Origin of the sequence: Marinobacter confluentis (assembly GCF_004785685.1) — a bacterium.
Taxonomy (GTDB): Bacteria; Pseudomonadota; Gammaproteobacteria; order Pseudomonadales; family Oleiphilaceae; genus Marinobacter; species Marinobacter confluentis.
Genome location: NZ_SRPF01000001.1, coordinates 719875 through 733251, shown reverse-complemented (window position 1 = coordinate 733251; position 13377 = coordinate 719875). Strand labels below are relative to the sequence as shown.

Below are 13377 nucleotides of genomic sequence, written 5' to 3'. Positions count from 1 at the left end.
CGGGCTGCCGGCGTTCAGGTTAAAGCCGCCTGATTATAGCGGATCAGGACAGGTTTTTAAGCAGTTCCTGAGCTTCGATTTTCTGCTCTTCGTTACCTTCCAGAGCCACTTCCTCGAGTATATCCCGGGCACCATCCACATCGCCCATCTCAACATAGGCTCTCGCCAGATCAAGCTTGGTCGCTGCTTCATCGGTGCCTGCCAGGAAGTCGAAGTCGTCATCATCGCCCAGATCGGATTCCTGAATGTCGCGACCGGAATCCCGGGTCGCCGACGGATCAGACGCAACGGGGGGATCCACCGGTCCATCTTCCGACAGCATCTCATCGGCCTGCTCAGCACCCTCGACTTCCTGTTCCGGATCAGCGGGCTCTTCGCCGCTCAGCGTATCCTCCAGACCAAGCTCGTCATCCAGGGACAGATCATCGTCTTCAGAGGTCTTCGGTGCATCAGAGGGATTGGCTTCGTCGGTTTCAGAGAATTCCTCCATCAGGGCAAGATCCTCGTCGGACACGTCCAGTTCCAGATCATCCAGCTCAGACTCATCACCGTCTTCCGGCAGATCATCTTCGCCTGCTACCTTGTCCAGCTCGGCATCAAGCTCATCCAGGAATGACTCATCCAGTTCTCCGTCATCATCAACGTCCAGGCTCTCGGCCTTGTCGTCCTTGCGGTCGTCACTTTCCGGGGCCTTTTCAGGCGTTTCGGCAAGGTCCCCGGAGAGCCCGTCTGAATCTTCCGCACCCGGCAAGGCTTTGTCGTCAAGCTCAAGATCGGAGGTTTCGAAGTCCAGGCTCAGGTCATCCTCATCGTCTTTATCGCCTTCGGGCAGATCGCCCTCTTCCAGCGAGAAATCAAACGGCTCTTCGGATTCTGAACCTTTTTCCTCGGTATCCTCAAGGTCCGACAGATCGAACTCAATGGGATCGTCACGATCATCATCGGAGGCCCTGGCCGGCGTCAGGCTTTCGGTATCTTCCGCGTCTGAATCCAGAGCCCGCTCTGGTGATTCATCTTCGTCCAGCCCTATGTCATCGCCCTCAGGCGCTTCGTAGGCCTCAATGTCGTATTCGGAATCGGACTGGAACGAAGATCCCTTGACATCGTTTTCGTCTTGCTCGTCCTCATAAGAACCGCCCGACATCAACTGGGATTCAAGATCATCGATGCTCGGCATCGATTCATCTTCCTCCAGACGATTCAGGATCGTTTGAGCCTCTTCAGTCGCCGCTTCATCATCCAGCGCTTCGATCTCACGGAACTGCTTGTCAAAAGACTCCCGGTCCTGGGTGTCCGCGTAGACGCCCAGCAGCTTCAGGCGCAAATCGGAGCGGCTTGGTTCGCGGGAAATCGCGGTTTCCAGGGTTTGTGCTGCCTGGTCATGCCGACCATAGGCAATGTAGGCGTCGGCTTCAGCGATGGCATCGTCATCCGGCGCCACACCGTCTGACTCTTCATCAAACGTAAGGTCGAACGAATCCGTTTCTTCACCGTCGGTCTCGTTGTTCAACTGGTCGTAGAACGCCTTCTCACGATTGGCATTGCGCCGCGCAAGCAACAACAGAAGCAACAGCAGCACCACCAGCCCACCACCAAGTGCTATCTGGTACATGGGGTTGCTGGAGATAGCATCAATGATATTGCCCGGGAATGATTTCTGGGCTGACTCAGCAGGAGCCGCTTCGGTCTCTGGCTGTTCAGCCACTTCCGGTTCAGACTGCTCGGCTGCGGGCGCCGCAGCGTCATCGGTTTCATCGGCAGACTGAGCCGCATCATCCGCGGTCATACCGCCGTCTGTTCCAGCGCCTGCGCCTTCGGTGCCAGTGGCTTCGTCGGACATGGAATCAGACTCGGATGCCTGGTCCTGGCTTTCGGCATCCTGGGCAGCATCACCGGCTGCCATGTCATCTGAGTCCGCGGAGGCATCATCCATTCCAGCGCCTTCAACGCCGTCCATCCCGTCCGTAGCTTCAGTGCCTTCAGCGCTTGCGGTATCGTCAGCGCTGGCTGAAGAATCATCTGCGGCCATTCCGGCTTCGGGTGAACCGGAAGCTGTAGGCTCACCCTGGGTGTTCTGCAAATCCGCAAGCTGGCTGTTCTTGAGCTCCAGCAACCGCTGTAACGTCTGGACCTGATCCTGCAGATCATCGACGCGGCCAGTCAGTTCCTCGTTTTCGCGTCGGGCGCTTTCAAGTTCTTCCATCGCAACCGCGGAGCCCGCATCAACACCACCGGCGGTATCGCCGTCACCACCGGCAGACCCACCGTCTGAGGTATCACGGGATTCGGTGTCATCAGCCGCCAGCAGACGGAGCTGGTCACCGCCGCTGCCACCAGCAGCCTCGTCAGAGCCTGAACCTGCCGAGTCGGCTGTTGCATCCACCGTCGACCGGGGTGTCGAGAAGGCCCGGTTCTGTACCGCAACTTCCTGATTGGCCTCACTGCGGCTACGGCTGCGAATCTGGTTCTCATCCGGTATCCGCAGAATCTCACCGCGCTTGAGGCGATTAATATTGTCATCAATAAACGCATCCGGATTCAGATCCTGAATCGCCAGCATTGTCTGCTGCATCGACACGTTGTTATTCGGGCGAACCTGGGCGGCAATGGTCCAGAGCGTATCGGAGGAATCGGTCGGACCGAGGGTGCGGGCGCCTGACATGCTAACGGACTGGGTACTGCGTGTTGTCCGCGCGGGTTCCGGCTGGCGCGCCTGCTGTCTGGGCTGACTGCTTTGCCCGCTGGCGCTTGAGGCCGGAGCTGAGACCTGCTCACGGATGCCGGATTCTTCAGCGTACACCGGCGGGTCGACCAGAACCGCGTATTCACGCATCAGGCGACCGTTGGGCCAGGTCACCTCCACCAGGAAATTCAGATAGGGTTCCCGCAGGGGCTCGCGGGTTGAAATGTTGACAACAAGGCTGCCGTTCGGCGCCGTCGTCACCTCAAAATTCAGTCTGGTAAGGAAATAACTGCGCTCGATGCCCACCCGTTCAAAGGCGGACTGGGGCGCGATGTTGACGAAAACATCGCCTGGCGAAACCCCCTCGCTTTTACGCAGATTTATTTCTGCGTCCAGAGGCTCATTCAGGTAGGACTGTAATTCAATTTCTCCCAGCCCCAGAGCCTGTGCGACACCTGAACCGAGCCCTCCTGCCAGAGCCAGAGCAACCGCAAGCTTGCGTACCTTCATGCTTTTTCCTTACCAGTCTCCGTTGTTCGTTATTGTTCTGCAGAACAATTACGCCCGAGGTTGGATGACTTTCGCCGAATTTTCTATCGTTATTGTGTAATGTTTTGAACAGTCAGTCCGGCAAGTATTGTTGATAAAACCTCTTTTATCAATCAATCAGCCGCGCTCCTTGCACCGTTTTTTCACTTATGTGAGGGAAGACGTTGTTCGGGAACGATGATTGCGTCAAAAAAATAACAGGGGCGACGGCCTATTGCAGCCCTCGCCCCTGTTGGTTTTCCTGAAATCAAACGCAGTTGGCATAAACATGCCCTCTGCGCCGACAGGTCATTACTCCTGCAGAATCCGCAGCATTCTGCGCAGTGGCTCCGCAGCGCCCCATAGCAGCTGATCGCCAACGGTGAACGCCGAAATATACTCGGGGCCCATGGCCAGTTTGCGGATACGGCCGATGGGCACACTCAGGGTACCTGTCACCTTGGCCGGCGTGAGCTCACGAATGGTCGCATCCCGCTCGTTGGGAATCACTTTCACCCAGTCGTTGGCACCGGCCAGAATCGATTCAATTTCAGAGACCGGCAGATCTTTCTTCAGTTTGATGGTCAGCGCCTGGCTATGGGAGCGCATGGCACCAATCCGCACGCAGATACCATCAATCGGAATGGGGCTGTTGCTGCGACCGAGGATCTTGTTGGTCTCGACGCCCGCCTTCCACTCTTCCTTGCTCATGCCGTTATCGAGCTGCTTGTCGATGAACGGAATCAGGCTGCCTGCCAGCGGCACTTCGAAGTGCTCGGTGGGGAAGCTGCCGGAACGCATGGTATCGGTCACTTTGCGGTCTATCTCCAGAATGGCCGAGGACGGGTCGGCCAGCTCTTCGCTGACACTATCCTGCAGTGCACCCATCTGTTTGAGTAACTCACGCATGTTCTGGGCGCCGGAACCTGAAGCGGCCTGATAGGTCATGGGCGAAACCCATTCGATCAGGTCTTTCTCCAGCAGTCCACCGAGGGCAAGCATCATCAGGCTGACCGTGCAGTTGCCGCCAACGTAATCCTTGACGCCCTTACTCAGCGCTTCATCGATGACGTTGCGATTGACCGGGTCCAGCACAATCACAGAATGGTCCACCATCCGCAGGGTGGAGGCGGCATCGATCCAGTACCCCTGCCAGCCTGCGTCACGGAGCTTCTGGTAGACCGCACCGGTGTAGTCCCCACCCTGGCAGGTAACCACAACGTCCAGGGATTTCAGGGTATCAATATCAAACGCGTCCTGTAGCGGAGGCACACCCTCTTTACCGACGTCCGGGGCCGGTTTACCAGCCTGGGAGGTGGTAAAGAAGATCGGTTCGATATCGGCAAAATCATTTTCTTCACGCATGCGCTGCATGAGGACCGAGCCCACCATGCCGCGCCAACCAATAAGTCCAACTCGCTTCATGCGACCTTTGAACCTCGTTTTATGCCCGCCCGCTGCCTCTATCGCTGCCAGGGACGGGATGAATGATCCCGCAGCAGCCGCATCGCGCTGCTGTCGGGAAGTGAATAATCAGAGTGCGGCCAGTACCGCTTCACCCATCTCCCGGGTGGACACTTTCCTGCCTTCGGCTGACATGATATCCGCCGTTCGAAGACCCTGATCCAGGACCTTGCTCACCGCCGTCTCGATGGCATCCGCTGCCGCCTCTTCATTCAGGCTGTAGCGAAGCATCATGGCGGCACTGAATATCGTCGCCAGCGGATTGGCAATGCCCTGACCTGCAATATCCGGAGCCGAACCGTGACAGGGCTCGTACATGCCCTGCTTCTCGGAATTCAGGGAAGCTGACGGCAACATGCCAATCGACCCTGTCAACATTGCAGCTTCGTCAGAAAGAATATCACCAAACATGTTGCCGGTCACAATCACATCGAACTGCTTGGGCGCGCGAACAAGCTGCATGGCGGCGTTATCCACGTACATATGGGAAAGTTCGACATCGGGGTATTCCCTGCGCAGATCTTCCATGACTTCCCGCCAGAGCACCGTCACTTCCAGCACGTTTGCCTTGTCCACTGAGCACAGTTTCTTGCCGCGCTGCTGGGCCGCCTCGAATGCGACACGACCGATCCGGCGGATTTCAGACTCGGTATAGGCATAGGTGTTGTAGCCCTGGCGCTCACCGCTTTCCAACTGGCGAACCCCCCGGGGCTGACCGAAATAGATACCGCCAGTCAATTCCCGGACAATCATGATATCCAGCCCGGACACCACTTCCGGCTTTAGCGAAGACGCCGAAGCCAGTTGTGGATACAGAATGGCCGGGCGCAGGTTGGCAAACAGGCCAAGCTGCGAGCGCAGGCCAAGCAAACCTTTTTCAGGGCGACTGGCCATGGGCCGGCTGTCCCACTTGGGGCCACCCACAGCGCCGAGAATAATCGCATCGGCTGCTTTGGCTTTCGCCAGAGTCTCGTCAGGCAGAGGCGTATCGTGTTCATCAATGGCCGCACCGCCAACCAGTGCACTTTCGAAATTCAGGTTCAGACTGAACTTATCGTTAACCTTTCGAAGTACCTTTTCGGCTTCGGTAACGATTTCCGGACCTATGCCGTCTCCCGGCAACAACAGAACGTTTCTGGACATACTCTTTCCCTTCAAGTTTTAAGCACTGAACAGCCATGGAGCGGTTTTGCGGCGGCTCTCTTCATAGGACCGAATGGCGTCGGAATCTTCCAGGGTCACGCCAATATCGTCCAGACCATTCAGCAGGCAGTGGCGGCGGAAGTGATCGGTTTCAAAACTGAACACCTGGCCAGACGGTGTCGTCACCGAATTTGCCTCCAGATCCACCGACAGCTCATAGCCCGGGTGAGACTCAACTTCTGTAAACAGTTGATCTACACTTTTCTCATCCAGAACAATGGGTAACAAGCCATTCTTAAAGCAGTTGTTATAGAAAATATCGGCGAAACTGGGGGCAATAATCACCCGGAAACCGAAGTCTTCAAGCGCCCAGGGCGCATGTTCACGGCTCGAACCACAGCCGAAATTGCTGCGCGCCAGAAGGATGCTGGCTGACTTGTACTGCTCCTGATTAAGCACAAAATCCGGATTGACCGGGCGCTGTGAGCAGTCCTGATCGGGCTGACCTTCGTCCAGGTAGCGCAGTTCATCAAACAGGTTCGGCCCAAAGCCGGTTCGCTTGATGGACTTCAGAAACTGCTTGGGAATAATCATGTCCGTGTCCACGTTGGACCGGTCCAGGGGCGCCACAACGCCCTTGTGCTGGGTAAAGGCTCTCATGCCTGCTCTCCCTTCATCATCTCGCGGACATCCACAAAGTGGCCGTGAATGGCGGCAGCGGCGGCCATTGCCGGGCTAACCAGATGGGTCCGGCCGCCAAAGCCCTGCCGGCCCTCAAAGTTGCGGTTGGACGTAGAGGCGCAATGCTCCCCCTGCCCCAGTTTGTCGGCGTTCATGGCCAGGCACATGGAACAGCCGGGGTCGCGCCATTCAAGACCGGCCTCAAGGAAAATCCGGTCCAGCCCTTCCTGCTCGGCCTGGAGCTTCACCAACCCGGAGCCGGGAACCACCATGGCCTGTTTCAGGGATGCAGATACCTTTTTACCTTTGACGACCTTGGCGGCTTCGCGAAGATCCTCAATGCGGCTGTTGGTACAGGAGCCAATGAACACCCGGTCCAGCTTGATTTCAGAGATCGGCATATTCGGCGCAAGCCCCATGTATTTGAGCGCGCGAACGATGCCCTCCCGCTTGATCGGATCGGCTTCTGTCGCCGGGTCAGGCACATTGCCGCCGACACCGGTTACCATTTCCGGAGAGGTGCCCCAGCTTACCTGGGGCTGGATTGCAGCGCCGTCCAGCTCCACGACCTTATCGAACACGGCGTCGTCATCGCTGTGCAGGGTGCTCCAGTATTCAATCGCCTTCTCCCGCAGCTCGCCTGTGGGCGCAAACGGACGATCCTTGACATAATCAATGGTGGTCTGGTCTACCGCAACCATACCCACGCGCGCGCCGGCTTCAATGGACATGTTACAGATGGTCATACGGCCTTCCATCGACAGCCCGCGAATGGCCTCACCGCCAAATTCAATGGCGTGGCCCGTGCCGCCAGCGGTCCCGATCTTGCCGATGATGGCCAGCACAACATCTTTACCGGTGACACCAGGGCCGAGTTTGCCGTTCACTTTCACCAGCATGTTCTTCATTTTCTGCTGAACCAGGCACTGGGTCGCCAGTACGTGTTCCACTTCAGAGGTACCAATGCCATGAGCCAGGCACCCAAACGCGCCGTGGGTCGATGTATGGGAATCGCCACACACAATGGACATACCGGGCAGCGTGGCGCCCTGCTCTGGCCCGATTACGTGCACAATACCCTGGCGCTGATCCTTGATCTTGAATTCAAGAATACCGAATTCGTCGCAGTTCCGGTCCAGGGTTTCCACCTGGATACGGGACACCGGGTCAACAATGCCTTCCACGCCGCGCTCGCGATCGGTGGTGGGCACGTTATGGTCCGGTGTGGCGATGTTGGCATCCAGCCGCCAGGGCTTGCGATTCGCCAGTCTCAGACCTTCGAACGCCTGGGGTGACGTCACTTCGTGCAGAAGCTGCCGGTCAATGTAAATCAGTGCCGAACCGTCATCCCGCTGTTTGACAAGATGATCGTCCCACAATTTATCGTATAAGGTTTTACCCGCCATGACGCTCTCTCATCTGTGGTGTCAGCTTTCTTTGACTGACCGACGCTTAAGCCGGTCGCTTTTATGATTGACCGATTATACCGCCAGCCCCAGAATAACCGCAATTCATGTTATTTATATCATGCATTCCATATTGGAATTTCAAAGAAACAACAGGCCAGGAAATCACCGATGGACGCACACCTGCTTCAGGCCTTCGTGGCGGTTATAGATCAGGGCTCTTTCTCCGAGGCCGCCGAACGGCTGCACCTGACCCAGCCTGCCATTAGCAAACGTTTGTCAGCGCTGGAAAATCTGACTGGCAACCGGCTGATTGACCGCAGCAACCGCAAGATCCGGCTAACCGATGCCGGCGCCCGGTTGCTGCCCCATGCCCGGCGTATTATCGATGAAGTACACAACGCCAGACTGGCACTATCGGACCGAAACGATAGGGTGTCCGGCCGGCTGTCTGTCATTGCCAGCCACCATATTGGGCTGCATCATCTGCCCGCCTGGCTTCGTCGCCTCAACCGCGAATTTCCCGAGGTGTCCCTGGAACTCAAGTTTATGGATTCCGAAAGCGCGCTGGGCATGATGGAAAAGCGCACCGCCGAGCTAGCCTTTGTGACCCTGAGCGAGAGCATGAGCCCATTATTCCAGGTAGAGACGCGCTGGGAAGACGAGATGGCGTTTATGGTTTCACCGGAACACCCGCTTGCCCGGCTGACCGCGCCCACTCTGGCCGATCTGGCCCGTTACGATGCCCTGCTGCCTGAAGCTGGAACTGCTACTTACCGCCGTGTCAGCCGGTTATTTCTGGATGAAGGCCTGACCCTTCAACTGCAGATGCCAACCAACTACCTGGAAACCATCAAGGTGATGGCGGGTGTGGGGCTGGGGTGGAGTGTGTTGCCGGTGAATATGCTGGATCAGACCCTGATCCGCCTGCCGATGACCTACCAGGTCAGCCGGCTTCTCGGTGGTATAGGATTGAGAGGCCGCACCCTCAGCCCCCAGGCAAAGGCGCTGCTGACGATCGCCGAGGAACTGCAGTGAGTTAGAGAGGACCTATTCCTGCTCAACCGGCGGCGGCCTCAAACCCCGCCAGGTAATGACGATGGCCACCGCCATTGCCGCGGCGCCTCCCCAGAAAGCCGCGGAGGTGCTGAAACCTTCTACCAGAAAACCTGAAAGCCAGGCGCCAATAGCCCCGCCCGCACCGAATGTCAGGCCGCTATAGAGCGCCTGCCCCTGGCCATGATGGTGCTTCCCGAAGAAACCCTGAATGTACTGAACCGACACCGCATGCAGCGCCCCGTAGGAGGCTGCATGCAGCAGCTGGGCAAAGATCAGCACCCAGACCAGATCTGTCAGTTCCGCAATCAACCCCCAGCGCAGCATGGTCAGTGCCAGCGCCGCAATAACGATCTGTCGCACGGTAAAATGCCGGGTGAGCTGGTGCATCACCAGAAACAGACCAATCTCCGCCAGCACACCCAGTGACCACAGCAGGCCAATAGACAGTTTGCCGTAGCCATGCTGCTCCAGATGGATACTGAAAAACGTGTAGTAGGCGCCGTGAGAGACCTGAAGCAGGAAGTTCATCAGGAAAAAAGTGATCACCGCAGGGTGGGTGATAATGGCCTTGAGACTCCCTTTGGGCGCGGGAGGCTTGCGTTCGCCCTGCTCTGCCGGAACCAGAAACGCAGAGACGGCAATGCCTGCAAACACTGGCAACAGCAGCCACGGCAAGGTGCTGACCGGCACGAAATCAAGAATGGCACCCACCAGCGCCACAGCCCCAATGAACCCCACCGAGCCCCAAAGGCGGACCTTGCCGTATTTCTCCTTTGCGCTACCCAGCGCCCGGAGCGTGATCACCTCGTAAAGCGGCAGGATCGCATTCCAGAAAAAGGTGAACGCCAGCATCACCAGCAATAAGCCGTAAAACCCTGGCTCCATGAACACGCCGGCAAAGAACAGGGAACCAATGATGGCCCCGTAACGGACCAGTTTTACCCGCTGACCGGTTCGGTCGCCCAGCCAGCCCCACACGTTGGGTGCAACAATCTTGGTGAGCTGAATCGTCGCCATCAGGGTGGCGATCTGCAGATAGGAAAAGCCCTGACCCTCAAGGTACAGTGACCAATACGGCAACAGCCCGCCCAGGAGCGCGAAGAACCAGAAATAGAGATTTGAAAGACGCCAGTAGATAGGAATTCTCCCGTTTGTTGTCGGATTACCGGTTTGGCTAATCCGACCTACGAACTATCTACAGGTCAGGCCTGGCCGATGTCAGGAGTGGAAACGGTTACATCAGCATTCTGGCCGCGATGCCTCAGATAGTGGTCCATCAGCACGATGGCCATCATCGCTTCGGCAATCGGCGTTGCCCGGATGCCCACACAGGGATCGTGACGGCCGGTGGTGATGACCTCAACCGGGTTGCCGTCGACATCAATACTTCGCCCGGGCAGGCGCAGGCTGGATGTCGGTTTCAGGGCAATACTGGCGAGAATAGGCTGCCCTGAGGATATTCCACCCAGCACACCGCCGGCATGGTTGGATAGAAAGCCCTCCGGGGTCAGTTCATCCCGGTGCTGGGTGCCTTTCTGGTCGATACAGTCAAAACCGGCGCCAATTTCCACCCCTTTCACCGCGTTGATGCTCATCAGCGCATGGGCCAGATCGGCGTCCAACCGGTCGAACACCGGCTCACCCAGCCCCGGGGGCACGCCTTCGGCGACCACATTGATCCGCGCGCCTATGGAATCGCCGGATTTGCGCAGCGCGTCCATGTAATCTTCCATTTCCCGGACCTTATCCACGTCCGGGCAGAAAAACGGGTTCTGGTGAACCTGCGCCCAATCAAATTTTTCGATTTTTACCGGACCGAGCTGGGACAGGTAGCCACGAACCGTAATACCCAGTCGCTGGTGCAGGAACTTCCGGGCGATGGCGCCCGCCGCCACCCGCATTGCGGTCTCCCGAGCCGAAGAGCGCCCGCCGCCACGGTAATCCCGCACACCATACTTGTGCATGTAAGTGTAATCAGCGTGCGCCGGCCGGAACTGGGTGGAAATCTTGGAATAGTCCTTCGAGCGCTGGTCGGTATTTTCGATCAGCAGGCCAATGGGAGTTCCGGTGGTTTTGCCCTCGAATACTCCGGACAGAATCCGCACCTCATCCGCCTCACGCCGCTGCGTTGTATGGCGGGATGTGCCGGGTTTGCGGCGGTCCAGATCCCCCTGCAGATCAGCCTCGGACAGTTCCAGCCCCGGCGGGCAGCCATCGACGATGCAACCAAGCGCGGCCCCGTGGCTTTCACCAAAGGAGGTCACTGTGAACAGTTTTCCGAAGCTATTTCCAGACATATTTCAGCATCTTAAAGTCGTTATTTAACAAATGGGATTAATTCAGAGCCCGGCAGCGGCGAGCTCTTCTGCGGTCAGCAGAAACACACCGTCACCGCCATTTTCAAAATCCAGCCAGGTGAACGCCAGGTCCGGGTAGGCCTCCTGAAGCGCCACCCAGCTATTGCCTACTTCGACGATCAGCAGACCACCGGGATTCAGATGTTGCGACGCGCCGGCAAGAATCCGATGGGCAATTTCCAGCCCGTCGTCGCCCGCCGCCAGGCCCAGTTCCGGTTCATGACGGAATTCCGCCGGCATGTCCGCAATATCCTCGGCATCCACGTAGGGCGGGTTGCTCAGGATAATATCGTATCGCCCTTCGATAGACTCAAAAACGTCAGACCGCACCGTGCGAACCCGGTCAGACACGCCGTGGGTGTCAATATTTACCGCTGCCACGTCCAGAGCATCTTCCGAAAGGTCGGAAAGATCCACGTCCGCATCCTCGAACACCATGGCCGCGGCAATGCCGATGCAACCGCTTCCGGCGCACAAATCCAGAATCCGGCCTGGCTCGCGGTCACCAAGCCAGGGCTGAAGACCATTCTGCAGCAGCTCACCCAGGGGCGAACGGGGAACCAGCACCCGCTCGTCCACATAGAATGGCAACCCCATGAACCAGGCCTCACCCAGCAGATAGGCCAGCGGAACCCGCTGGTCAATCCGCCGTGACATACGCTGCAGAATCAGCTCTCGCTCGGGCCGGGTCAGCCTGGCGTCAAGAAACAGGGTGTTGTTTTCCAGCGGCAGATGCAGCGTCCGCATCACCAGCTGGACCGCCTCATCCCAGACGTTATCCGTGCCGTGCCCGTAGAATAGCGATGAATCTGAAAAATTCGAACAGACATAACGCAGGTAGTCTCGGACTGTCTGCAGATCATTGACGGCGTCGGACACGATGAGTCTCTTTCACTAAAAGCGGAAAATGGTGGGCGAAGTATACGCTTTTTGGCCCGCCGGCTACAGCGCCATGGGGCCAGAGCTGTTCATGTCCTGCTCATACCGGTCCAGCACCTGAGTCATGCGCTCGCGGCCAAGTTGTATCAGCTCCGGCGCGCGATGGTAATCGTAACTGCGGCTGGCGTTTTTGGGGATATTTACCAGCAGATCGGGCGGGTAACCGGCCAGCTTATACTGGGCCAGTGCGCCCTGCATGGTTTCGATGGTCAGGTTCATCACATCAAACTTGCCGATGCCCAACTTGTCCCAGTCGATGGTTTCGTAGTCTTCCCGCTTCCGGTCAGACGGCTTTTTATCGGAAGGTTGCCGCTCTGCCTCCTTCCGCGCCGCCGCCTGCTTTTTCGCCAGCGCATGGTCGATCTTGTCCTGCGCCGCTGTGCTGTCGTCCGGCGCCCGGTCGCGCTTGGCAGTGAAGGTTTTCAGCGCATCCCAGTCAAACCATTGGGACGCTTTGTCTCGCAGCTTGTCGACCCACTCGTCCGCCTCTTCGTCGGAATCACTGTCTGCCGAGCTCTGGAAAGCGGCATCGCGAATGCGTTTACGGCGGTCATCCTCACCGCTCAGATTCACCGCGACAATCAGGTCCGCGTGGGATGAGATCGTGGGGATGATCGGTAAAGGGTTCAGTACCGCACCGTCCACCAGCACCTTGCCGTTCAGCACCAGCGGCGTCACCACGCTGGGAATCGCCACGGACGCGCGAATGGCCTGGTCCAGAGGTCCTTCCTGAAACCAGATTTCCTTATGGCCCAGAAGATCGGTGGCCACGGCGGTGTAGGCAATAGGGAGATCTTCAATGCGGATGTCACCAATCATCTCCCGCACCACTGAAAAGATCTTCTCCCCACGGATCGCACCCACAGAGTTGAAAGTCACATCCAGGAGCTTGAGCACATCAAACTGGCCCAGGCCGGTGACCCAGTCTTTGTAATCCTTCATTTTGCCGGCAGCGTAAACGCCTCCGACCAGCGCCCCCATGGAACACCCCGAGATGGCCACAATGTCATAGCCGCGCTCGCAGAGCACCTCGATGGCACCGATATGGGCGTAACCCCTTGCCCCGCCGCTGCCCAGCGTCAAGGCAACGGTTTTCCTCTGGTTATTGCTGCTCAAA

10 protein-coding genes are annotated in these 13377 nt (G+C 57.7%); 1 reads left to right on the top strand and 9 read right to left on the bottom strand.

Annotation, left to right across the window (positions count from 1 at the left end; translation table 11 throughout):
* Positions 1 to 43 precede the first annotated feature (43 nt).
* The 5 genes from E5Q11_RS03385 to leuC form a co-directional block, all read right to left on the bottom strand.
* Positions 44 to 3193 (bottom strand): FimV/HubP family polar landmark protein, encoded by a 3150-nt coding sequence (locus E5Q11_RS03385; RefSeq protein ID WP_135801972.1) that lies wholly within the window; start codon positions 3191 to 3193, stop codon positions 44 to 46.
* Positions 3194 to 3523: 330 nt separating this feature from the next.
* Positions 3524 to 4636, bottom strand: coding sequence for an aspartate-semialdehyde dehydrogenase (gene asd, locus E5Q11_RS03380; protein WP_135801971.1), 1113 nt, complete (start codon positions 4634 to 4636; stop codon positions 3524 to 3526).
* Between the two features lie 108 nt (positions 4637 to 4744).
* A complete protein-coding gene (leuB, locus tag E5Q11_RS03375) occupies positions 4745 to 5818 on the bottom strand; it encodes a 3-isopropylmalate dehydrogenase (RefSeq protein ID WP_135801970.1) in 1074 nt (357 codons plus the stop codon).
* 18 nt (positions 5819 to 5836) lie between these two features.
* Positions 5837 to 6478 (bottom strand): 3-isopropylmalate dehydratase small subunit, encoded by a 642-nt coding sequence (gene leuD, locus E5Q11_RS03370; protein ID WP_135801969.1) that lies wholly within the window; start codon positions 6476 to 6478, stop codon positions 5837 to 5839.
* A complete protein-coding gene (leuC, locus tag E5Q11_RS03365; protein WP_135801968.1) occupies positions 6475 to 7905 on the bottom strand; it encodes a 3-isopropylmalate dehydratase large subunit in 1431 nt (476 codons plus the stop codon). The genes leuD and leuC overlap by 4 nt, the downstream gene beginning before the upstream one ends.
* Before the next feature lie 171 nt (positions 7906 to 8076).
* Here leuC and E5Q11_RS03360 point away from each other — a divergent pair, with 171 nt between their 5' ends.
* Complete coding sequence (locus tag E5Q11_RS03360; RefSeq protein WP_135801967.1) at positions 8077 to 8943, top strand: LysR family transcriptional regulator; 867 nt, start codon at positions 8077 to 8079, stop codon at positions 8941 to 8943.
* 12 nt (positions 8944 to 8955) lie between these two features.
* Here E5Q11_RS03360 and E5Q11_RS03355 read toward each other — a convergent pair whose 3' ends face one another.
* From E5Q11_RS03355 to E5Q11_RS03340, 4 genes are all read right to left on the bottom strand, one after another.
* Positions 8956 to 10101 carry an MFS transporter gene (locus E5Q11_RS03355; RefSeq protein WP_135801966.1) on the bottom strand — a complete coding sequence of 382 codons (1146 nt, stop codon included), beginning with the start codon at positions 10099 to 10101 and terminating at the stop codon, positions 8956 to 8958.
* A gap of 65 nt (positions 10102 to 10166) precedes the next feature.
* On the bottom strand, positions 10167 to 11261 hold the full coding sequence (aroC, locus tag E5Q11_RS03350) for a chorismate synthase (protein ID WP_135801965.1): 1095 nt from the start codon (positions 11259 to 11261) through the stop codon (positions 10167 to 10169).
* Between the two features lie 42 nt (positions 11262 to 11303).
* On the bottom strand, positions 11304 to 12200 hold the full coding sequence (gene prmB, locus E5Q11_RS03345; RefSeq protein WP_135801964.1) for a 50S ribosomal protein L3 N(5)-glutamine methyltransferase: 897 nt from the start codon (positions 12198 to 12200) through the stop codon (positions 11304 to 11306).
* 63 nt (positions 12201 to 12263) lie between these two features.
* Complete coding sequence (locus E5Q11_RS03340) at positions 12264 to 13376, bottom strand: patatin-like phospholipase family protein (RefSeq protein ID WP_135801963.1); 1113 nt, start codon at positions 13374 to 13376, stop codon at positions 12264 to 12266.
* Between the last annotated feature and the right edge of the window lies 1 nt (position 13377).

Excerpts from the sequence above, each read along its gene's own strand:
- E5Q11_RS03385 (WP_135801972.1), bottom strand. The coding sequence starts at position 3,193 with ATGAAGGTACGCAAGCTTGCGGTTGCTCTGGCTCTGGCAGGAGGGCTC.
- asd (WP_135801971.1), bottom strand. The coding sequence starts at position 4,636 with ATGAAGCGAGTTGGACTTATTGGTTGGCGCGGCATGGTGGGCTCGGTC.
- leuB (WP_135801970.1), bottom strand. The coding sequence starts at position 5,818 with ATGTCCAGAAACGTTCTGTTGTTGCCGGGAGACGGCATAGGTCCGGAA.
- leuD (WP_135801969.1), bottom strand. The coding sequence starts at position 6,478 with ATGAGAGCCTTTACCCAGCACAAGGGCGTTGTGGCGCCCCTGGACCGG.
- leuC (WP_135801968.1), bottom strand. The coding sequence starts at position 7,905 with ATGGCGGGTAAAACCTTATACGATAAATTGTGGGACGATCATCTTGTC.
- E5Q11_RS03360 (WP_135801967.1), top strand. The coding sequence starts at position 8,077 with ATGGACGCACACCTGCTTCAGGCCTTCGTGGCGGTTATAGATCAGGGC.
- aroC (WP_135801965.1), bottom strand. The coding sequence starts at position 11,261 with ATGTCTGGAAATAGCTTCGGAAAACTGTTCACAGTGACCTCCTTTGGT.